Annotated in this window: 16 protein-coding genes; 3 read left to right on the top strand and 13 right to left on the bottom strand. The window is 37.1% G+C overall.

What is annotated here, in order from left to right:
* Window positions 1–5 precede the first annotated feature (5 nt).
* Window positions 6–968, bottom strand: a complete 963-nt coding sequence (locus IGK21_RS04385; protein WP_010738138.1) for a beta-ketoacyl-ACP synthase III — start codon at window positions 966–968, stop codon at window positions 6–8.
* Between the two features lie 9 nt (window positions 969–977).
* Entirely contained in the window at window positions 978–1418 is a 441-nt protein-coding gene (gene fabT, locus IGK21_RS04380; RefSeq protein WP_010719678.1) for a fatty acid biosynthesis transcriptional regulator FabT, read from the bottom strand.
* Window positions 1419–1763: 345 nt separating this feature from the next.
* Between fabT and IGK21_RS04375 the strand changes: the two genes are divergently transcribed.
* A complete protein-coding gene (locus tag IGK21_RS04375) occupies window positions 1764–2636 on the top strand; it encodes a GIY-YIG nuclease family protein (protein ID WP_181915173.1) in 873 nt (290 codons plus the stop codon).
* Between the two features lie 342 nt (window positions 2637–2978).
* On the opposite strand, the gene IGK21_RS04370 is transcribed toward IGK21_RS04375, so the two are convergent.
* From IGK21_RS04370 to IGK21_RS04345, 6 genes are all read right to left on the bottom strand, one after another.
* Entirely contained in the window at window positions 2979–3209 is a 231-nt protein-coding gene (locus IGK21_RS04370; protein ID WP_010719680.1) for a YkuJ family protein, read from the bottom strand.
* Between the two features lie 86 nt (window positions 3210–3295).
* Window positions 3296–4183, bottom strand: a complete 888-nt coding sequence (locus tag IGK21_RS04365) for an NAD(P)-dependent oxidoreductase (RefSeq protein ID WP_010738140.1) — start codon at window positions 4181–4183, stop codon at window positions 3296–3298.
* An 89-nt stretch (window positions 4184–4272) separates the two neighbouring features.
* Window positions 4273–5496: a glycosyltransferase family 4 protein gene (locus tag IGK21_RS04360; RefSeq protein WP_010719682.1), complete on the bottom strand. Its 1224-nt coding sequence runs from the start codon at window positions 5494–5496 to the stop codon at window positions 4273–4275.
* A gap of 17 nt (window positions 5497–5513) precedes the next feature.
* Complete coding sequence (locus IGK21_RS04355; RefSeq protein WP_014834761.1) at window positions 5514–6557, bottom strand: glycosyltransferase; 1044 nt, start codon at window positions 6555–6557, stop codon at window positions 5514–5516.
* A gap of 173 nt (window positions 6558–6730) precedes the next feature.
* Window positions 6731–8458, bottom strand: coding sequence for a phosphoenolpyruvate--protein phosphotransferase (ptsP, locus tag IGK21_RS04350; RefSeq protein ID WP_010719684.1), 1728 nt, complete (start codon window positions 8456–8458; stop codon window positions 6731–6733).
* Window positions 8458–8724 carry a phosphocarrier protein HPr gene (locus IGK21_RS04345; RefSeq protein ID WP_010719685.1) on the bottom strand — a complete coding sequence of 89 codons (267 nt, stop codon included), beginning with the start codon at window positions 8722–8724 and terminating at the stop codon, window positions 8458–8460. The genes ptsP and IGK21_RS04345 overlap by 1 nt, the downstream gene beginning before the upstream one ends.
* A gap of 553 nt (window positions 8725–9277) precedes the next feature.
* Here IGK21_RS04345 and IGK21_RS04340 point away from each other — a divergent pair.
* Window positions 9278–11515: an ATP-dependent Clp protease ATP-binding subunit gene (locus IGK21_RS04340; protein WP_034867873.1), complete on the top strand. Its 2238-nt coding sequence runs from the start codon at window positions 9278–9280 to the stop codon at window positions 11513–11515.
* A gap of 203 nt (window positions 11516–11718) precedes the next feature.
* Complete coding sequence (locus IGK21_RS04335) at window positions 11719–12039, top strand: DUF1827 family protein (protein WP_010719687.1); 321 nt, start codon at window positions 11719–11721, stop codon at window positions 12037–12039.
* A 99-nt stretch (window positions 12040–12138) separates the two neighbouring features.
* On the opposite strand, the gene IGK21_RS04330 is transcribed toward IGK21_RS04335, so the two are convergent.
* The 5 genes from IGK21_RS04330 to IGK21_RS04310 form a co-directional block, all read right to left on the bottom strand.
* On the bottom strand, window positions 12139–12312 hold the full coding sequence (locus IGK21_RS04330; protein ID WP_010719688.1) for a hypothetical protein: 174 nt from the start codon (window positions 12310–12312) through the stop codon (window positions 12139–12141).
* 149 nt (window positions 12313–12461) lie between these two features.
* Complete coding sequence (gene wecB, locus IGK21_RS04325; protein WP_301554822.1) at window positions 12462–13562, bottom strand: non-hydrolyzing UDP-N-acetylglucosamine 2-epimerase; 1101 nt, start codon at window positions 13560–13562, stop codon at window positions 12462–12464.
* An 80-nt stretch (window positions 13563–13642) separates the two neighbouring features.
* Entirely contained in the window at window positions 13643–15223 is a 1581-nt protein-coding gene (locus IGK21_RS04320) for a peptide chain release factor 3 (RefSeq protein WP_010738143.1), read from the bottom strand.
* Window positions 15224–15553: 330 nt separating this feature from the next.
* Window positions 15554–20311, bottom strand: coding sequence for a polysaccharide lyase family 8 super-sandwich domain-containing protein (locus IGK21_RS04315; RefSeq protein ID WP_438718965.1), 4758 nt, complete (start codon window positions 20309–20311; stop codon window positions 15554–15556).
* Window positions 20312–20945: 634 nt separating this feature from the next.
* Window positions 20946–22322, bottom strand: a complete 1377-nt coding sequence (locus IGK21_RS04310; RefSeq protein WP_181914872.1) for a hemolysin family protein — start codon at window positions 22320–22322, stop codon at window positions 20946–20948.
* Window positions 22323–22450 lie beyond the last annotated feature (128 nt).

The raw sequence follows: 22450 nt of genomic DNA, 5'->3' as shown, positions 1-22450 counted from the left end.
TCAGCTTACAGTTCCATGAGGATACTTCCCCATGTTAAACCTCCACCGTAACCTGTAAATACTACTTTTTGTTTTTTTCCTAAAGTGATTTGCCCACTAGCTACCGCTTCATCTAATAGGATTGGAATACTTGCAGCAGAGGTATTTCCGTATTTATCCATATTGGTTAAGAATTTTTCTTGCGGTATTTTTACCTTGCGTGCAATTTTCTCAATGATTCTAAGATTTGCTTGATGTAAAAGCAGATAATCAACTGACACATTTTGAGTGATGTCTTTAATGTTTTTTGCAACGTCTCTTACAGCAAAATCAAAGATATCTCTTCCTATCATTGATAAATAAAAAGAGCCTTTTGCATCCTTTACATACACCGGTGATCCGTTCGAATGATAGCCAGCTGTGAGTGACGATCCTCGAGTGCCATCTGCTTCCAGATGTTCTGCAATTATTTTCTGCTCTGTACCAGCTTCAAGTAACACACCACCAGCACCATCACCAAACAGGACAGCCGTTGAACGATCAGACCAATCGATTAATTTGGATAATGTCTCGCCACCAATCACTAATCCTTTATTTGAACCGCACCGAATCATTTTCTCTGCCATGCTTAAAGCATAAACAAAGCCTGAACATGCTGCACTAAGATCAAATGCAATTGCATTTGTTGCACCAAGTTTACCTTGAACCTGGACAGCCACAGAGGGTGTCGTAAAATCAGGAGACATGGTTGCTACAAGAATGAAGTCAAGTTCTGTCGGATCGATGTTCTTTTTTTTGATGAGCTTTTCTGCTACTAAATAGCAAAGATCAGAAGTTTCTTGATCTGTGACGCAACGCCTTTGTTTGATACCTGTTCGCGATGAAATCCATTCATCTGAAGTGTCCATCATTTTGGAAAGATCATCATTGGTAATGATTTTTTCGGGAAGGACACTAGCTGTTGCTGTGATCGTTCCAAATTGTTCCATTAAAAATCCTCACTTGTAATCTCGCAAAAAATCATGCAAGTTTTTCAATGCAGCCAGTAAAGCTTGCTGTTCGTCGGTAGCCATGCCATCCAAGATATTTTTGACCATTTCACGATGAAAGTGCTGATGGACACGATATAAAAGTTTGCCTTTTTTTGTCAGTCCTAATTTCACCACTCGTCGATCATCTTCACTTCGAATGCGTTCAACATAGTCTTTCTTTACTAACTTATTGATAGCAGTGGTCAAGGTCCCAACAGTAATCGACAGTTCTTTGGCTACTTCTGAAGTCGTTTTTTTCTTGTACATACCGATTGCCTCGATCGTATGCATCTCTGTAATTGACAAATCTTTGAACTGAGATTTTTTTAATTCAGATTCTTCGATTGTCAAAATATCATTGAAGACACTAACAAGATAATCATTTACTGTTTTCAAATCTGGTTCCATGTTCCACCATCCACTAATTAGTTTGATTATCAAATCATTTGATGTTCAAACTATATCTTAACTTTTTTCAAAATGCAACCTAAAAAGCTCATTTTTTTCGATTATGAACTTTTTCTAAGAAAAAATTCATTTTAAAATCCTATTAAATCAACAATCACCCATTTAAACATTAAAAATATTTCTCAAATAAATATTTTGATTATCAAACTATTTTTACTTAATACTCAGCAAACGAAAAGGTTGTTCCTTTGCCGTAAATTTGATATAGTATTTTTTGATAAAAAAGGAGAAAGAACGTTGAAAGAAAAAGTAAAAAAACTCCCCTTGCTTCCTGGGGTATACTTGATGAAAGATCATACCGGAACTGTGATTTACGTTGGAAAAGCGAAACAATTAAAAAATCGTGTAAGTAGTTATTTTCGTCATAGTAAACAACATTCAAAAAAAGTTCGCCGATTGATTCATCATATCGCTGACTTTGATTTTGTCGTCGTGGATACTGAATTAGATGCACTATTGTTAGAATGTCAATTAATCCAGTACTACCGCCCTTTTTACAACCGTCAAATGAACTATTTTAGTAACTATAATTATTTACATATTACAAATAATGGTTTTTCCCTTTCGGATATGCCACTTGCCCGTACTTACGGTCCCTTTCGACTTTACAAAAAAATGCCGGCTATTTTACGCATCATTGAAGAAACCTATCAGATGCCGTGGCTGTCTGAAATCAGCCTTTTAGCTTTAAATACACAATTACCGGAAATGAATCAGTTGTCATTTAAACAAAAGAAAAAAGAGATTCAAAATCTGTTGCAAGGGCGCAATAAAAAACTAATCACTTACTTGAAGAAAAGGCAAAATCATTTTATCGAACAATTGAATTTTGAAAAAGCTGCCCAAATCCAACAAGATATTGAGTTATCCACAGCTTTCATTAAAAGAATACAGGCGCAGAAACTATTTCTAAGGACGCCTAAAATCACTTTCCATTTACCTCTGGCAGCGGACGAAACGAAACAAAAACATTATTTGATTTGTTACGGTCAACTGGCTGAAACGGCCATTACGTCTAATGATGAATCTCCTTATTTTTATTATGAAAATGCAAAAGCTGGTTTGTCCTTGAAGCGACAGTTGCAAAAAGAAGAAATTGACCCCGTCCTTATACTAATGAGTTACCATAAGAAAATTCTCGCCCAAAATGAATTGTAAAATAAAAAGAAACCTTGAACTACCAAACATTGGTCTACAGTTCACGGTTTCTTTTCGTTGTTTTATCCATTTAACCAATTATTCCCCTAATCTTCTCACTAGCCGAAAAAAATCTAAGGAAAAATAGGCGTCACACTTTTTCTTCTGTTCATCGGAGCAGTCTCTTGCTGATACGAACGCTTGTGGATAGAACACGCCCATCCTGGTCACTTCAAGAAGACTTCTTACGAACGAAGCCTGATCCATTAAGCCATAAAAAAAGCAGCTCTAAAGCACCAAGAGAAGATTTTCTAAAAAATCCTCTCTTGGTTGCTCAGAGCTGAACGCTTCTTTCATGATCTTTTATTGGATCAAGTCATAAATTTCCATTGCAACGATATCGATATTGTCAAATTCATATTGTTGATGTGAATCTGTTTCAGTTAATTCAAATGTTTCAGTTGCTTTGTCATAAGTAACTGTACATTTTTCAACGCCCTCTTTTTCAAAACGACGGACTTGCAGTTCATTATCTGCTGATTCGACCATTGCCTCCAGTCGTTTAATGATTGCAACTAATTGTGAATGTGCCATCGGAGGTCCTCCTTTTCTTATTTCTGTTATATTGTAACAAAAGCACAGACGACTTGCATTGATTTTCTCCAAAAAAAGCGAGTTTTTTAAGATTTTTTTTCTGGGTTCTTTCCTTCAGGCCACCAAAGCTTAATCAATGCTTGAGTACCGTCATTTTCAAATCCCTGATCTGCTAATTGTTCATATAATTTTAAAGCTTGCGTTGTCGCTGGTAACTTCAATGCCATTTTATCTGCTTCATCTAACGCAATTTTCAAATCTTTAATAAAATGTTTAACAAAAAATCCTGGCGTATAATCCTCTTTTAAAATACGAGGAGCATAATTACTTAATGACCAGTTTGCGGCACTGCCTCCTGAGACTGTTTCAATGACTTTTTCAAAGTCAAGTCCTGCTTTTGAAGCATATGCAAGTAACTCGGTCATACCTGTCATAGTCCCTGCGATCATGATTTGATTTGCCATTTTCGCATGTTGTCCTTTCCCTGCTGTCCCATGTAAAGTAAAAGTAGATCCCATCACTTGAAACAAAGGTAAAACTTTTTCATAGACACTTTTTTCACCACCAACCATGATTGTCAAAGTGGCATTCTTCGCACCCAGATCTCCACCTGAAACTGGTGCATCTAAAGCAGCTGCGCCTTTTTCTGTGGCTGTTTTTGCAATTTTTTCTGCAAGCGTTGGGGTACTAGTTGTTAGATCAACCAAAATTCGATCTTGGACATCCGTTGCAAAGATCCCATTTTCGCCATAGTAAATTTCTTCTACATCTTGGGGATAACCAACCATCGAAAAGATGATCTCACTATTTTTAGTGACATCTTTAGGTGTTTCAGCCCAAATGGCTCCCTTTTTGACTAGCTCATCCGTTTTTGCTTTTGTTCGATTATAGACAGTTACTTCATGTCCTGCGTTCATAAGATGCTCAGTGATTGCGCGTCCCATGACTCCTGTCCCGATAAAACCTAATTTCATATTCGTGACCTCCTAAAAATCAAAAAATCTTTGTCTCTATGCTAAGTATACGCCAGAAACAAAGATTTTTTTAGGATAAATACCTAAATTTATCGTTTAAATGAATTTAATTTGATTTTTATTCTTTCGATGGATGCCTCTTCTTCTTTTCGTTGCATTTCTTTTTCATGATAGATAATCATATCTTCATAAAATTCAATCATCGCTTCGCCAAAGTGCGTAGAGGAAATATCATATAATTTTGATTCCAATACTTTTTGGTCACGAGGGACTTCACTTTTTATATAATCAATAAGTGCTGGTGCGAAATCCTCATCGGTTTCAAATGTTTTCCCAAGGGAGGGATGATCAAACAAACGATTAAGATAAGCATTTCCCTCAATTACACAAGGTGTCCCTGAAGCCATTGCTTCCGTATAAGTTAAACCTTGTGTTTCTGAAGTTGAGGCACTAACAAAGTAATCAGCTGCTTTATAATACAATGCCACATCTTCGTTATCGACTTCTCCAGTAAATTGGACAAATTCATCCAATGCTAGTTCGTTGATTAGCTCTTGCAACTCTTCAAGGTAAGGCCCTTTGCCAACGATCACCATTCGTGCATTGGGATACGCTTTTAGAACTTGGGGAAACCCCTGGACCAATGCTTGAATATTTTTTTCATAAGAGATACGACTTAAAGATAAGATCATTAACTCATCATCTTTGATATTCAGCGATCCTCTGATTTCTTTGATAGCTTTTTGCGTGATTCCTTCCCTTTTAAATTTCTCAATATCGATCCCTGTAGGAATCACTCGAAGTGGTGCGACAACACCATAACTTCTTAATGTATCAATTACTCGTTCACTGGGACAGACAACTCCTGTTGTATGGTTAACAAATAAGCGGGAAAGATATCTGACATGAGATTGACGTATCACTTTGCCTTTAGCAATATAGTGTAGATAATCTTCATACATCGTATGATACGTATGGATCAATGGTATTTTCAGCTTTTTAGCAACCATTTTACCTAAAATCCCTGCACCAAATTCTGTATGAGTATGAATCAGTTCTAATTCAAGTTCCTTCGCTACTAAATAAGCGTACCACATACCTCGTACCACTATTCGCCGATCTTTAAAGGAAACGAATGGAACACTCGGCATACGAATGACGTCTTTTTCTATTTTATCAGCATTTGGATCGGTTGTCGTAAAAATATAGACTTCATGTCCATGTTTTTCTAGTTCATTTTTTAAGGTTTTGATCGATGTAGCAACTCCGCTTACCTGCGGAAAATAGGTATCGGTAAAAAAGCCAATTTTCATGATTTTTTGCCTCCAAACTACCCTTTATTATTTTGTCTTTCATTTATGGAAGAATCTGCTTCTTCTAACACTTGTGTATACACCAGTTTCAGTTGCTCACCAATTTTCTCAATACTTCGTGCTTGGGCAGTCTGATATCCAGCTGCCACTAGACTAGGAACTTCTTCTTCCACGATCTTTTTGATCAATACGGTAAATTCTTCATTAGAGCGACCCATGTAACAATTTTTTTTATCTTCTAACCAGCCATCATAGACTGGAATGTCTCGTACAAGAACATTTTGCTTACTTGCTAGTGCCTCTAATACTACAATTCCTTCTGTTTCTTCATAAGATGGGAAGAAAAAAAGGTCAGCGCCTGAGTATGCACCCTCAATAATTTCTCCCCGAATATATCCTGGAAAGATCACATTATCTGGGTGTTCTTCTTTCACAATCTGTCGGATATTTTTTGGGATCGAATACATAGGTACATGTCCAAACCAAATAAATGTATATTCTGGGAGTTTTTTTGCAATTTCTACAAAATCAATGATCCCTTTACGAGCAAAAAAAAGGCCAACACAGATAATCACTTTCTGATCTGGTGATAATTTGAAATAGTCGCGAAATTTTTGTTCTTTGATTGGATCTGGTTGATATTTTTTTAGATCAATCCCATTTGATATCGATTGGATCGGTAAATCTATGCCGTAACTTTCCAGTAATCTTTTAGAATATGGCGTAGGTGTGATGAGATAATCCGCCTTTTGATATAATCCCACTAAATATTTTTTTACTAATGGCGATAATTGATTAGAGCCAATAAATGAGTTACGAAAATCTTCCTCTGTTGAGTGAGCATGATAGACGATCTTCTTGCCGTCTTTTCTTGCTTTATTGACCATATTGTGACTATTGATACCATATGTATTGATGTGTAAGATATCATAGTCATCTTTACTATCTAGCGTGTAGGGAATCCCCATTTCTTTTAGAGCACGTTTTTGGTGGTCAAGCGCTCGTCCAATACCAGATTTCGCAAGTATTTTTTCACTTTCAAAATATAATAATACCTTCACCTTACGTCCTCCTTCATTTATATAGTATAACATAGCGCTGAACCTGTCACTCAAACTTAAGCCCTATTTTAAAATAACTCTATTTTTCATTCCTTATTTTTACCTATATGTAAAAATCCCATTGTAAAAAGCTGATACAGCTACTATCGCTGTACCAGCTTTTACTCGTATTATTATTTTACGTATTCATTTACAAGTTCAACGACTTCTTCCATCGTGTCACATTCTTTCAAAGCACGATCAGCAAGTTCAGCCATCTTCGTTGTATCTAAACGTTTCATTAAACTACGTGTTTTCAAGATTGATGTTGCACTCATTGAGAATTCATCTAATCCCATACCTACAAGTAGCGGAACTGCGGTTTGATCCCCAGCCATTTCGCCACACATACCAGCCCATTTACCTTCAGCATGCGCTGCATCGATCACGTTTTTAATCAAACGTAAGATTGATGGGTTGTAAGGTTGATACAAGTATGAAACACGTTCGTTCATACGGTCAGCTGCCATAGTGTATTGGATCAAGTCATTCGTTCCTACTGAGAAGAAGTCAACTTCCTTAGCAAACTTGTCAGCTAAGACAGCTGCTGCTGGAATTTCGATCATGATGCCGACTTGGATCGTATCAGATACTTCCACGCCTTCATTCAATAATTTTTGTTTTTCGTCTTCAAAGATTGCTTTTGCAGCACGGAATTCTTTAAGAGTCGCTACCATTGGGAACATGATACGTAAGTTTCCATGAACAGATGCACGTAATAATGCGCGCATTTGCGTACGGAACATTTCGTCACCTTGTTCTGACAAGCTGATTCGTAATGCACGATAGCCTAAGAATGGGTTCATTTCATGAGGCAATTGTAAGTAAGGTAATTCTTTATCGCCACCGATATCCATCGTACGCACGACAACCGGTTTACCTTCCATACCTTCAAGAACTGCTTTATATGCTTCATATTGGTCATCTTCAGTTGGGAAATCAGGAGAATCCATGTACAAGAATTCTGTACGGTAAAGACCAACCGCTTCCCCGCCGTTATTATGAACACCAACTAAATCTTTTGGTGTACCAATATTTGCTGCTAATTCAAAATGTTTGCCATCAGCAGTAACAGTTTCAGCATTTTTTAATTTTTCCCATTCTGCTTTTTGAGCAGCGTATTCAGCACCGATTTTTTCAAATTCAGCTTTTTGTTCAGCTGTAGGATCAACGATTACATCGCCTTCAATCCCGTTAACAGCTAACATGTCGCCTTCTTTGACTTTAGCAGTGATTTCTTTTGTACCTACGATCGCTGGGATTTCTAAAGAACGTGCCATGATCGCTGAGTGTGAAGTACGTCCGCCGATGTCAGTTACAAACGCTTTAACAAAATTGCGATCTAATTGAGCAGTATCACTTGGTGTCAAATCATGAGCAACAACAACTACTTCTTCGTTAATCATTGATGGATTTGGTAATGTCACACCTAGTAAATGCGCTAAAATACGTTTCGCAACGTCGCGGATATCAGCCGCACGTTCTTGCATATAAGCGTTGTCTTCCATAGCTTCGAACATACTGATATACATATCAGTTACTTCTTTTAATGCTGATTCAGCGTTTACGCTGTTATCATTAATGTTTTGTTTAATTTGACCAACCATTTCTGGATCAGACAGAACCATCAAGTGTGCGTCAAATACTTGCGCTTCTGCTTCACCTAAGCTTTGCGCTGCTTTTTCACGAATTTGTTGCAATTCTTCAGTAGATTTTGCTAAAGCATCATCTAAACGAGATGCTTCAGCTGCTGTATCTTCTACTGTTGTCTTACTGAATGTTAAATCCGGTTGAACTAGCAGGTAAGCTTTTGCAACGGCAACGCCGTCACTAGCGGCAATCCCTTTTAGCATTTCAACCATTATTCAGATAATCCTTCTTTCTTCATTGTATCAACGATAGCTGCCATTGCGTCTGCTTCGTCAGCACCTTCAGCTGTGATTGTAACGTCAGAACCTTGACCTACACCTAAAGACATAACGCCCATGATAGATTTCAAGTTTACTGATTTACCTTTATACTCTAAGTTTACATCAGAGTTAAATTTGCTTGCTGTTTGTACTAATAATGTAGCTGGACGTGCGTGGATTCCAGTTTCTGCTACTACGTGAAATTCTTTCTTTTCCATATTAATCGGTCTCCTTTAAGTGAGTGTTGTTTTTATGTGAGGGTTTTCTTTTTTAGCAGTTTACTAAGAACACTAATAAGTAGTACCCTTTCATTTGTAAAGATTACCATTTTTTCCCGATAGATACAACAGTTTTCATTTAAATTCAACTAAAAGTGTGGAAAATAATTAGCACTACTTTTAAAAATATGAATACATAGGATAACAACCGTATTCATTCTACCTCACTTCTTTTTTTAGTTGCTTTGATTCTCTTTACTGATCCCTCAGTAAAGAAGCAAACAAAACTAGACTCTGCCAAGCGAAATATCTCCTTCTATTTATCATTTTTATCGAAGAACGACTTATTCATTTCTTCATTTATTTTGAAAAACTAAATACTTGCACGCGTCCTAAAATTTAGTATAATTATAGCCAAAGGTCAATAATGGTCAATAACATTTTTTACCTTTTCAACTTTTGAGTAAATGAGGGTTATTCTTTTACCTTCATAGTCACGCGTTGTAAAATAGAATGGAAACATGTGAATCATGTGAAAGGACGTGAATCATTTATGCTTTGTCAAAATTGTGGGAAAAATGAAGCAACGATCCACTTATATGCAACAGTAAACGGACAGAGAACGCAACTTGATTACTGCCAAAGTTGCTATCAAAAAATTAAAAATCAACAAAATGGAGGTCTGACTAGTATGGCTCAAAATGATCCTTTTGGTTTTGGCAGCTTGGACGACTTATTCCGCTCCATGTCCCGCCAAATGCAACAGCAAGGAAACTATGAACAAACTCCTCCAACCCAATTCGGTGGTAACAACAACTTTAACGGCGGTCAACCACCGCAACAAGGAAATTCCGAAGGTCTTTTAGGAGAATACGGAATCAACATCACCGAACAAGCTCGTCAAGGTGACATTGATCCTGTGATCGGCCGTGATGATGAAATCAAACGTGTGATCGAGATTTTAAACCGTCGAACAAAAAACAATCCGGTATTAATCGGTGAGCCTGGTGTTGGTAAAACTGCCGTAGTTGAAGGACTTGCACAAAAAATCGTAGATGGCGATGTGCCGCAAAAATTAATGGATAAAGAAGTGATTCGTTTAGATGTGGTTTCTTTGGTTCAAGGAACTGGTATCCGTGGACAATTTGAAGAACGGATGCAAAAATTGATCGAAGAAATTAAGCAGGCTGAAAATGTCATATTATTCATTGATGAAGTCCATGAAATTGTCGGTGCTGGTTCTGCCGGTGATGGGAACATGGATGCGGGAAATATTTTAAAACCAGCTCTAGCTCGTGGCGAACTACAAATGGTTGGTGCCACTACATTAAATGAATACCGCATCATCGAGAAAGATGCAGCTTTAGAAAGACGGATGCAACCGGTTCGGGTCGTTGAACCTTCTGTTGAGGAAACAATCAGTATCTTAAAAGGATTGCAAAAACGCTACGAAGACTACCATCACGTCAAATATACCGATGAAGCAATCGAAGCTGCAGCTATTCTCTCAAATCGTTATGTTCAAGATCGTTTCTTACCAGATAAAGCGATTGACTTGCTTGATGAAACTGGCTCAAAGAAAAACTTAACGATTCAAATCGTTGATCCTAAAACCATTGATAAAAAACTTGAAGAAGCACAGGAACAAAAAATCCAAGCTTCTAAAGAAGAAGACTTTGAGAAAGCCGCTTATTATCGTGACCAAATCAGTAAATTAGAAAAGATGAAAGAACGTCAATTAACAGATGAAGAAACGCCTGTTATCACAGAAAAAGATATGGAAAAAATTGTGGAAGAACGTACGGGCATCCCCGTTGGCGATCTAAAAGAAAAAGAGCAAACACAATTGAAGAATCTTGCGACTGATCTAAAAGCACATGTGATTGGACAAGACGATGCCGTAGATCGTGTGGCAAAAGCTATTCGTCGTAATCGGGTTGGCTTGAGCAAGAAAAACCGCCCTATCGGATCATTTTTATTCGTAGGTCCAACTGGTGTCGGCAAAACTGAATTAGCCAAGCAACTGGCATTTGAATTATTCGGTTCCGAAGATTCAATGATTCGTTTTGATATGTCTGAATACATGGAAAAACATAGTGTATCTAAATTGATTGGTTCTCCTCCTGGCTATGTGGGCTATGAAGAGGCAGGTCAACTTACTGAAAAAGTACGTCGTAATCCTTATAGCTTGATTTTATTGGATGAAGTGGAAAAAGCACATCCTGATGTGTTACACATGTTCCTCCAAATTTTGGATGATGGCCGTTTGACTGACGCACAAGGTCGGACAGTAAGCTTTAAAGATACGATCATCATTATGACAAGTAATGCTGGTACAGGTAAAGTCGAAGCAAATGTCGGTTTTGGAGCAGCTCGTGAAGGGGTTACTCGTTCTGTTTTAAACCAACTAAACAATTACTTCACACCTGAATTCTTGAACCGTTTCGATGGAATCATCGAATTTAGTGCGCTATCAAAAGAAAACTTAATGACCATCGTTACCTTGATGCTAGATGAAGTCAATGAAATGTTAGCAGCACAGCAACTGCATATCGAAGTGCCGACAAATGTCAAAGAAAAACTTGTTGACTTAGGCTATGACCCAGCAATGGGCGCACGCCCTCTTCGTCGAACGATCCAAGAACAAATCGAAGATGGAATTGCTGAATTTTATTTAGACCATCCTTCAATCCATGAACTAAAAGCAAAATTGGATAAAGAAGAAAAAATTGTGATCACTTCTAAACCAGAACGTTTAGTCAAAGAAACGACAAACGAGCCAACAAACTAAACATCTGACAAAAACTTCGCTTTGCGACTGATAAAAAATGAAGCACCCATGAAAAAGCGACAGCTTTTCTCACGGGTGCTTCATTGCTCAAAGCGGATTTTTGATTGTTTTTTGACAAAAAGCAAAATACTGTTCTTTTCATTAGAAAAAAATTATAATGAAATTAAGTTGTATCTAAAATCTACATAAAAGAGGTGAGCGCCATGAAATTTGTCAATGTAACAAATAGTCATTCACGTTTGGTTTTAAACCAATTGGAAAATACAGATGCTCATATGGTGAAGGTTTACACTGCAGGCAATACAATGATTGTTTACACTGAAGCACCGGAACATAACGAGATTTTACTGATTAATGAAAAACGAAAAATACAACCCAAAGAAATTGAAGAAGTCAAAACGTACTTCCTCAATAAAATCCATGACGCCCTATATCAAGAAAACGAAATCCAAGTAATTGAATTAGATGACTTAGTTGAAATCTCGATTCCGAAACATCATCCCCACACTGAGGTTGCAATGTGATGATTACAAATAAACAAAAAAAAGAAACCTTTTTTAGAAGGATTGAAGGATAATGTTTGATTTTATCCTTGATCCAGCTCATTTATAGAGCTGGATCTTCTAAGATTGATTGGTTTCTTTTTTTGGTGTTTTTCCTAGCCGAACGATTGCTCTTACTTCGTTAACGATCGATTCATTATGCTCCCAACCTTCAACATCTAACAGCCTGCATAAACGCTGCATTTCTAACTTTTTTCTTGCTTTACGTTGTTTTCGTTGCTCCAGTGTTTCCATCCAACTCCCCCTTTTTTCTTTTTATATGTACACATCTTTATTTTAATTCATTTTATTTCAAAGAATTTACCAATTTTTTCTTTAAAATAAAAAAAACTTTCCACCAAAATTGTTGGAAAGTTTTTTTTTGCTTTTTTGGTAACCTGTAATCAATGAAATGAGGCTGCGATAGACTCTAAGATTCGTTGACTTGCGTAACCATCTCCATAAGGATTTTTTGCTTGTGCCATCTTTTCATAAGCCTTTACATCAGTTAACAATTGTTTTGTCTCGTCATAAACTGTCTCTTCGTCTGTACCAACGAGTTTTAAAGTTCCGGCTTTTACACCTTCCGGTCGTTCAGTGGTATCACGTAAGACAAGAACCGGAACACCTAAAGAAGGTGCCTCTTCTTGAACTCCGCCTGAATCAGTTAATATAAGATAACTTTTGGCTGCACAATTGTGAAAATCAATGACATCTAATGGTTCGATCAGCTGAACATTCTCATATTGTCCTAAAATAGTATCAGCTAATTCTCGTACTTTAGGATTTTTATGCATCGGAAAAATAATGGATACATCAGAAAATTCTTCAGCAATCCTTCCTAATGCTTGAAAAACGTTCGCCATTGGCTCGCCTAGGTTCTCACGTCGATGCATTGTTACTAATAATTGTTTAGTGGAGCTGCTCGAAAGATGATCGCTTTTTTGATCCGCCACGATCGTGTACCTCATCGCATCGATCGCCGTATTGCCAGTAACGAAGATGTTTGCTTCATCGTGGTGCTCTCTTCTAAGATTATCAGCACTTTCATTGGTTGGCGCAAAGTAGAGATCCGCTAAAACATCTGTGGCTTGCCGATTGATTTCTTCAGGAAACGGTGACCATTTGTTCCAAGTTCGTAATCCTGCTTCGACATGTCCGACTTTAATTTGTTGATAAAATGCTGCGGTCGCTGCAGCAAATGTTGTGGTCGTATCTCCATGAACTAAGACGATATCAGGCTGTTCTGCTTGTAAGATTGGTTCTAATGATAAAAGAACTTTCGTTGTAATAGCGGTGAGTGTTTGATTGACACTCATCACATCTAGATCGTGATCAGGAGTAATTTCAAACACTTCTAACACTTGGTCTAACATTTCACGGTGCTGGCCTGTAACCGTCACGATTGATTCAAAGCGCTCATCTTTTTCCAGCGCTTTGATCAAAGGTGCCATTTTTATTGCTTCTGGACGTGTTCCAAAGATCGACATTACTTTAATCATCATTAAATTCCTCCGGATTATTTAGTTATTCTCTCCCGGCTATTTTCATAGTACTCCCAAAGCACCACCATGTGATGAGCGCTTTACATTAAACTTTTTAATTTGACATTTGGGTACTTGTCAGCAAACCAACGTTCAGCAAATTGGTTTTCGAACAAGAATAATGGCTGATCAAAACGGTCACGTGCCAAGATATTACGACTAGAACTCATCTTCTCATCTAAATCTTCGGGCTCGATCCAACGGGCAATTTTATGACCCATAGGTGACATAATCACTTCTGCATTGTATTCATTTAGCATCCGGTATTGGAATACTTCAAATTGAAGTTGTCCAACTGCGCCAATGATGTATTCTTCCGTCAAATAAGTTTTATAAAGTTGGATCGCACCTTCTTGGACTAACTGATAGATACCTTTATGGAATGATTTTTGTTTCATCACATTTTTAGCAGTGACTTTCATAAATAATTCCGGAGTAAAGGATGGTAACTCTTCATACGCCACCTTCAATTTTCCTTCATAAAGAGTATCGCCAATTTGATAATTTCCTGTATCATAGACCCCGATAATATCCCCTGCTACAGCATTCTCGACATTCTCTCTTGAGTCAGCCATAAACTGCGTCACATTACTTAACTTCAATTTTTTACCTGTTCGTTCTAATTGAACATCCATCCCACGTTCAAAAGTTCCAGAACAGATTCGCACAAAAGCAATCCGATCTCGGTGAGCTGGATTCATATTGGCTTGGATCTTAAAGACAAAACCTGAAAATTCTTCTTCATAAGGACTAACTTCTTGTCCTGATTGTGTTTGATGTCCGTAAGGTGAAGGGGCTAATTCCACGAAGGTTTCTAAAAATGTTTGCACACCAAAATTTGTTAACGCTGAACCAAAGAAGACCGGTGTCTGATCTCCCCGAGCAATTTTTTCTTCATTAAAAGAATCTCCTGCTTCTTTCAACAATTCTACTTCTTCAAGAACTTGTTCATACAATGAATTTTCCGTCAAAGGATGGCCTTCTGGCAGCAATCCTTCTTCATCCAAGGCAACAAGGCGCTCATCATTATAGTTTTCTGGACGATAAAACTCAATACGATTATGGTGGATATCATAGAGTCCTTCTAAGCCTTTCCCCATACCAATCGGCCAATTCATTGGATAAGACTCGATATCGAGCAACTCTTCCAATTCTTCTAAAAGTTCTAATGGTTCGCGACCATCTCGATCTAATTTATTGATAAAGGTAAAAATAGGGATTCCTCTTTTTTTAACGACTTGGAATAATTTTTTTGTTTGAGCTTCAATCCCTTTGGCACTATCGATGACCATAACCGCACTATCGACAGCCATCAATGTCCGATACGTATCTTCAGAAAAATCTTCATGCCCTGGGGTATCTAAGATATTGACTCTTTTACCATGATAATCAAACTGCATCACAGAACTGGTAACTGAGATTCCACGTTGCTTCTCAATTTCCATCCAGTCAGATTTTGCAAAGTTACCAGTCTTTTTCCCTTTGACAGTTCCTGCCTGACGTATTGCGCCACCAAATAAAAGCAATTGTTCAGTAATCGTTGTTTTACCAGCATCCGGATGGGAAATAATCGCAAACGTGCGTCGGTTATCTACTTGTTGTTTTAAGTTAGGGTTATTCATGTTTTACTCCATTTCTGTTACATCATTATCATCTTATTCGTCATCCTGTTCGAGGAATGATCGAACTAGCTATCTCAACTTACCAAGTATATCATGGAAACTATCAAAAAATAAACACTTGTTATGAGTCTTCTCTCTTTCTCTGTTGAATATCATATAAACGACTTTTTCAATAAGAGAAAATAAAGCTTTTCCTGCTACTATAACAACTGAAAACAGATTAAACGAAAAAAGTTGAACTTGGAACAGGCTTTTGTTCCAAGTTCAACTGTCTATTTCAATCATCTACAGACAAATGATTATTTATTTTACCTTGTGTTTTTCATCAGATTACTTGCCTAATTTATTTTGACTCCTCTTAGATTCCTTTCGACCTTTCAATAGGAACAAGCTAACGAATACCACTAATAAAATTGTATATCCTAATTTTTGAATAACTTGGTTATTTTTTTCACCTGTTTTTGGTAATAAACCTTCCTTACCAGTCTCTTCACTAATAGAAGATTTACCTATTTCATTGTTGCCCTCTTGTGTATTTTTACCTTGCTCTGCTTTATTATTGATGTTTTTATCTTCCTCAGAGGATGATGCAGTTTCTTTATTCTCTAATTGTTCGATGGCCTGCACCAAATCGTTCATCACTAGTTCGACTTCGGCTTGCGTAGTATTTGGATCAGTTAACACTGCTTGTGCTGCTTCCAGCGCTTTACGGAACACTTGCCAACTTTCCGCTGTATAACCACTTGCAACTCGGTTTTGGTTTTCTTCAACCAATTTTTTTAATGCTGTTTTGTCTACTTTAGTTACTTCTTGCAGTTGCTCGATGGCTTTATTCACTGCTTGGATTGCTTCGTCTACTTCAGCTTGCGTAGTATTTGAATCAGCTAACACTGCTTGCGCTGCTTCCAGCGCTTTGCGGAACACTTGCCAACTTTCAGCCGTATAACCACTTGCAACTCGGTTTTGGTTTTCTTCGACCAATTTTTTTAATGCTGTTTTGTCTACTTTAGTTACTTCTTGCAGTTGCTCGATGGCTTTTCTCACTGCTTGGATTGCTTCGTCTACTTCAGCTTGCGTAGTATTTGAATCAGCTAACACTGCTTGCGCTGCTTCCAACGCTTTGCGGAACACTTGCCAACTTTCTGCCGTATAACCACTTGCAACTCGGTTTTGGTTTTCTTCGACCAATTTTTTTAATGCTGTTTTGTCTACTTTAGTTACTTCTTGCAGTTGCTCGATGGCTTTTCTCACTGCTTGAACTGCTTCATCTACTTCGCTTTGCGTTGCTCTTGGATCTGTTAATACCACTTGGGCTAATTCCATTGCCTTAGTGAAGACTTTCCAACTTTCTTTTGTATAGTCGCTTTCGTTTCGGTTTTGGTTTTCTTCGACCAATTTTTCTAATGCTGTTTTGTCTACTTTAGTTACTTCTTGCAGTTGCTCGACGGCTTTACTCACTGCTTGGATTGCTTCATCTACTTCGCCTTGCGTTGCCTTTGGATCTGTTAACACCTCTTGGGCTAATTCCATTGCCTTAGTGAAGACTTTCCAACTTTCTTTTGTATAGTCGCTTTCGTTTCGGTTTTGGTTTTCTTCGACCAATTTTTCTAATGCTGTTTTGTCTACTTTAGTTACTTCTTGCAGTTGCTCGATGGCTTTTCTCACTGCTTGAACTGCATCGTCTACTTCGGCTTGCGTTACTTTTGGATCTGTCAACACCGCTTGGGCTAATTCCATTGCCTTAGTGAAGACTTTCCAACTTTCTTTTGTATAGTCGCTTTCGTTTCGGTTTTGGTTTTCTTCGACCAATTTTTCTAATGCTGTTTTGTCTACTTTAGTTACTTCTTGCAGTTGCTCGATGGCTTTTCTCACTGCTTGAACTGCATCGTCTACTTCGGCTTGCGTTACTTTTGGATCTGTCAACACCGCTTGGGCTAATTCCATTGCCTTAGTGAAGACTTTCCAACTTTCTTTTGTATAGTCGCTTTCGTTTCGGTTTTGGTTTTCTTCGACTATTTTTTCTAATGCCGTTTTATCTACTTCTGAAGGAACTTTGATAGTAATTGATCTCGAACTTCCTTTTAACCCTTTGCTATCAAATAGAAATGCTCCTGAATCCATGGTAATTTCGGACTCTTTTTCGATAACCTCAATGATCTCTTTCTCAATCGAAAATTCAATCACCTTATTATTTTGAACAGGATTCGCAATTGACAGTCGATAAGTATCATTACTCAATTTTTCTGCAATAATGGATGCAGGTTCAGATACGTGAACAAAAGCTGCCTGTTGATTTCCACTCCAAGCGTTCAACATGAGATAGTCTTTTGTCTCAATCGCTTGGATTTCTGGTGTGTTTGCTAACACATTATAGCTTTTATGTTGCGCCATTTCTGCCATTTCTTCTGCTGTCTTTCCAGCAACAGTCAAATACTCATAAGTATCATTTTGAGCGTTACTTCCATGATTTTTGATGATTTTTACAAATTCTTTTGTATATGATTGATCATTGACAAAATATTCGTTGATATCCAAATATTTGCCAGATCGAATTTCTTTTTGAACGTCAACGTTCGACATGGTATTTGGAAAAATGTAACCTAAATTATTGAGTGGATTTGTCGAAGTAAGATTGATCCAAGTAGAATCAGCTGTTTTCTTTTGGATAATTTGCATGTTACTTGAATCCATCATTCGATTATCAAGGATCGTCTCAATTGTCGCATTCGTTGTTCCGCTGATTCCACTGCCTAAATTAATCAATTTATCTTCTAACAAAAACCATGATTTCTTTGCTACCAAATCCATATTTTCATTTTTCTTATCTAAAAACATTCCGACTGCAGCTACTTTGCCATTATTCGATCCTCCCACCCAAGACTGAGGACTCTTTTTACCAGTAGAAGCACCTTCTGCTAACACTTTTGTATCTATGGTGGTACCTGGTAAGCGATAAGAATCAATAGTGACCCAATAACCTTCATCAAATTGAGCGAGGTCACCGTTATAAAGATAAACCATCCCATCAGCCGTATGCCATCCTTTTTTATTTTCAGTATTTCCATATTCATAATTTCCAATACGACTAGAGTACATACTTATTCCGAGACTATAACTCTCGTTTTTTTGAAACACCCGATCCATTGAACCATAAACATTCACGAGATTTCGCTCTTCTTTACTAGTTATCGAAGGCTCATTCATGATTTTCTTAAGATCAATCAACGCTTCAAAGTCTCTTGGGTTTTCAAAAAAATCATAAAAATAACTACTATGCTCAAGCCATGCTTTAATAGACGAATCAATTTTCTTGCGTAAAATTTCTGGCGAAAATTTCGCTACTAATGTAAGATTGGCGATCGTTTCCTTTCCAGATTCAAATTCAGAGGTAAAGGGATTCGTCCCAGGAGCTCTAGAAATACTTCGTCCTGATACCATTGAGGGCATTTTTCCATTTACCATCAATTGTAAATAACCTTTATCGGTTACTTGAAACAAGTTATTTATATTATCATCTTTGATTTCCCAATGTATCCCTTGCAAAATCGTTTGAACCCGTCCAAAGCCTTTCAGCAATTCATTTCCATAACTTCCGTTATATGGGAAATGACTATGTTGGATTAATGAGCCGTCTGAATATAAGCCATCTCCTCCTGTCACCATTTTTAAAACGGATGGAACAGCGCTTTGAACTGCCTCTACTCGGGTATCATTTTCTAATAAAATGGCTGTTCCTAAGACGGTAATAGATATATCTGTTAAGTTCGCTCCTGTAGCCGTATAGCTAGGCCATTGAACTTTAGGATCTTGCGCATAGTGGTTTAAAGGTTCAACAAATTTAGTTAAGATTGCATCATCTTTTTCGATTAAATCATCATGTAATAAAATCAGTGTATCTGTTAATGGCTGTGCTGATCCAATTTGCCAATCCCACCAATTCCCACTCCAGTAAGTTCCATTGTAGTTTTTGGTTTCAATCATAAAATCAATTGCTTTCAAAATTTGCGTAAAAACCTCTTGATTCTTATGTAATGAACTCGAAGGATCATAATAACCTAATGTCAATTTTTTGATGTTGGTAAATTGAGTGGTATAGTCTGCTGATAATGTGTCTGAACTTTTTTTCTCCCACAAATAAGTTCTATTTTCTGACTTATTAAGTGTTTGCCATAATTCTAAACTATCTTTGGCTATTCTCGCTCGATATTTTTTTACGTCCGAATCCTGATCAAATTCTTCATGATCTTCTTTAGATCCTAGCAAGCGTGCTTTCCATCTCTCACGCATTTCACGATACTCTGCTTTTTCTTGAATAACCGTAACTGGAATCGTATCACTTAAATCCGTATTTTTGATTCTCACAGTCACCTTTGCTTCTCCGGTTTTGAGTGCTTTCATTCTTCCTTGACTGTCTACATTGACAATACTAGGATCACTACTGCTCCACTCAATTTGTTTTTCAGGAACTTGGACGCCTGTTGGTGTTAATATGTAAGTTAATTGTTTGGATCTTTTCTCGCTGATTTCGGCTGAATCAATCGAAATCTTTATCCCATCAGGTAAACGTGCTTGACGATAAGCTTCCATTGAAATAATGCTCGAACCATAATATTGACCATTCGTGTGCTTCCACATTTTTAGTTGTTGGTATTTAATATATCGAGCTGTTACATTCGCTACTTCAATATATTTTTTTGCTTCTTTCCCGCCACTTCCACGCTCCTCCTTATAGATGGATTGATAATTTTGATTGTCGTTAGAAACTAATACCTCATATTCTGGACTCTCCGCATGAAAGTGTAAAACCACCTGACCAATTGTTTTTTCTTCTCCAATATCAACAGTCAGCCACTGATTATCTGTTTTATCCGCTGACCATCTCGTCGATACATCCCCATCAACCGCTTTTTCACCTACAAATTGCGGATATTTCCAATTATCTCCTTGTTTCCCACCTTCTACTCCTGAGTAGGTAACATTCTTTTGAAACAAAAAATCTTCAGTATCTTCAGCACAAACGATTGGACTGTAAAAAAATGTAACAACAAGCGCCAATCCTGTTAAAGCAAAAATGATTGCCTTCTTCATAAAAAAATTCCTCCTTTAGTTAAATAGAATAGTCGATAAAAAATTTTAAGTCGTGAGGCAAAATGAATGATCATCAATTTTTTATCCATTCTTTGCAACTTTTGTACATACTACTTTTACTTGAGAAAACTACCTAATATTCGTTCTTAGTTTTTTAGTTTCAATTGAGATAAATCATTGGAAGAATCGCTCATATCTGCTTATTCGTAAAATATTTAAAATCTGTCTTTCTACTAAAAACACTACTTTACATTTTCCCCACCTCCTCACTGATTCACTTAAACATATAAAAAAATAGGCATGAAAAAACGACGGAAGACTCCGTACGTATTTTCCATGCCTAGTATAACCTAGTCACATGAAACTTGTGTTTGCGTTTTCATAATACTCTAGCAAAAATTTATTGTCAACCAACAAAACGTTTAAATATACTGGTTATATTATGTATAAGTTAACTGGGACCATAGGATCTTATTGTATGTTTTAGTAATCTTTAAAAAAGGGTAAAGCTCTGCCTCTCTTGCTTCTGACTACCCCTCAACTTAGGGAACCACACTGATTTACGTATCAACTTTGAAAAAAAGAAAAAAACATCCTTGCACAAAATCTCTTCTGTGCAAGGATGAAACATATCTTATCTTCTCGGCTCATTTTCATCAAAATCTTTATAAAATAAACGACGTTCCTCATCTGGTTCCACAATTTCTTCTTTAGGATCATGGAACACCACGCGAATTTTTAAAATTCTAGAACCTTCCATTTCTTCAGAAGTCAAGGTAATGTTGTCTACATCAAACGATAATTTTTCTCCCTCATCAGGGATCATGCCCAAAGCAGTAATTAAATAGCCTGCCATCGTGTCAACATCGCTCATGTGTAAGTTACTGTCAAATACTTCGTTGAACTCATCGATCAACATTCGTCCTTGGATCACGTATTCATGTTCAGCAACCTTTTCATATAATTTTTCGACTTCATCTGATTCATCATCAATTTCACCGACGATTTCTTCTAGTAAATCTTCTAAAGTTGCTAAACCAACGACTCCACCATATTCATCCAGTAAAATAGCCATCTGGTTTTGAGTTTTTTTCATTTCGTACAAGAGATCATCAATGAATATTGTCTCTGGTACAAATAAAGGTTCTTGCATGATTTTTTGAATATTTAAATGTTCAAAGCCAAATTTATGAGCAGCTTTCAATAAGTTTTTCGTATGAAGAATCCCAACAACTTTGTCTTTGTCTTCATTATAGACCGGAATCCTTGAATAATTTTCTGATAAAACTTCATTGACATTCTCTTCAACGGAGTCATTGATATCGATCATAAAAGCATCTGTTCGAGGAACCATTACTTCCCTAGCTACTTTGGTATCTAAAGAAAAAACACCTTGCAGCATTTCTAACTCTTCATTATCAAGTACACCTTCAGTTTCCAACATATACCGCATTTCATCTCTCGTCATTTTTGAATCTTCATCATCAAAAGTCATTGGTGTGACACGAGCTAGTAAACTAGTCGATGCAGATAATAACCAGACGAAAGGTTTGGTAACCACACCGATCAGACGGATGATTCCTGAAGTAAAGTTGGCTACTTCTTCTGATTTGTTCAAGGCGATTCGTTTAGGATACAATTCACCAAAAACAATCGATACGTAGGTCAAAATAGCTAAAACAATAATATTGGCAATATTTCTTGCTGCTACACTACCACCTAATAACGGTGCTAATTTTTCTGATAATGTATTGGCTAACGAAGCACCGGATAGGATATTGACTAACGTGATTCCTACCTGGATCGTTGACAGAAAGTTATTTGGGTTCTGCAATATTTTTAAAAGCTTTTGAGATTTAACATCTCCTTCTTCCGCTTTTTGCTCGACTCGATTTTTGTTGATCGAAACAACAGCAATCTCGGAAGCAGCTAAAAAAGCATTGATCAAAGTTAAAATGATCAGTAATAAAATTTGCGCTAACAGCGACTGACTCTCAGGGTCAGCATTCATAATCGCATTCTCTCCTTATATTTTTTAATTTTTTTGTTTACGATAGAAAAAAAGCGTGACTATAAAGATAGCCACGCTAAAATGTTATCACAAAGAATTTTTCTTTGCAATAAAAACAACTATGAAGC

The sequence above is a fragment of the Enterococcus sp. DIV1421a genome (genome assembly GCF_051711025.1).
Lineage (GTDB): Bacteria > Bacillota > Bacilli > Lactobacillales > Enterococcaceae > Enterococcus_B > Enterococcus_B hirae.
This window is presented reverse-complemented; position numbering and strand designations above follow the sequence as displayed.

Bases quoted from the DNA above. Each gene is read 5' to 3' on its own strand.
- IGK21_RS04385 (WP_010738138.1), bottom strand. From the start codon at position 968: ATGGAACAATTTGGAACGATCACAGCAACAGCTAGTGTCCTTCCCGAA.
- fabT (WP_010719678.1), bottom strand. From the start codon at position 1,418: ATGGAACCAGATTTGAAAACAGTAAATGATTATCTTGTTAGTGTCTTC.
- IGK21_RS04375 (WP_181915173.1), top strand. From the start codon at position 1,764: ATGAAAGATCATACCGGAACTGTGATTTACGTTGGAAAAGCGAAACAA.
- IGK21_RS04370 (WP_010719680.1), bottom strand. From the start codon at position 3,209: ATGGCACATTCACAATTAGTTGCAATCATTAAACGACTGGAGGCAATG.
- IGK21_RS04365 (WP_010738140.1), bottom strand. From the start codon at position 4,183: ATGAAATTAGGTTTTATCGGGACAGGAGTCATGGGACGCGCAATCACT.
- IGK21_RS04360 (WP_010719682.1), bottom strand. From the start codon at position 5,496: ATGAAAATTGGCTTTTTTACCGATACCTATTTTCCGCAGGTAAGCGGA.
- ptsP (WP_010719684.1), bottom strand. From the start codon at position 8,458: ATGGTTGAAATGCTAAAAGGGATTGCCGCTAGTGACGGCGTTGCCGTT.
- IGK21_RS04345 (WP_010719685.1), bottom strand. From the start codon at position 8,724: ATGGAAAAGAAAGAATTTCACGTAGTAGCAGAAACTGGAATCCACGCA.
- IGK21_RS04340 (WP_034867873.1), top strand. From the start codon at position 9,278: ATGCTTTGTCAAAATTGTGGGAAAAATGAAGCAACGATCCACTTATAT.
- IGK21_RS04335 (WP_010719687.1), top strand. From the start codon at position 11,719: ATGAAATTTGTCAATGTAACAAATAGTCATTCACGTTTGGTTTTAAAC.
- IGK21_RS04330 (WP_010719688.1), bottom strand. From the start codon at position 12,312: ATGGAAACACTGGAGCAACGAAAACAACGTAAAGCAAGAAAAAAGTTA.
- wecB (WP_301554822.1), bottom strand. From the start codon at position 13,562: ATGATGATTAAAGTAATGTCGATCTTTGGAACACGTCCAGAAGCAATA.
- IGK21_RS04320 (WP_010738143.1), bottom strand. From the start codon at position 15,223: ATGAATAACCCTAACTTAAAACAACAAGTAGATAACCGACGCACGTTT.
- IGK21_RS04315 (WP_438718965.1), bottom strand. From the start codon at position 20,311: ATGAAGAAGGCAATCATTTTTGCTTTAACAGGATTGGCGCTTGTTGTT.
- IGK21_RS04310 (WP_181914872.1), bottom strand. From the start codon at position 22,322: ATGAATGCTGACCCTGAGAGTCAGTCGCTGTTAGCGCAAATTTTATTA.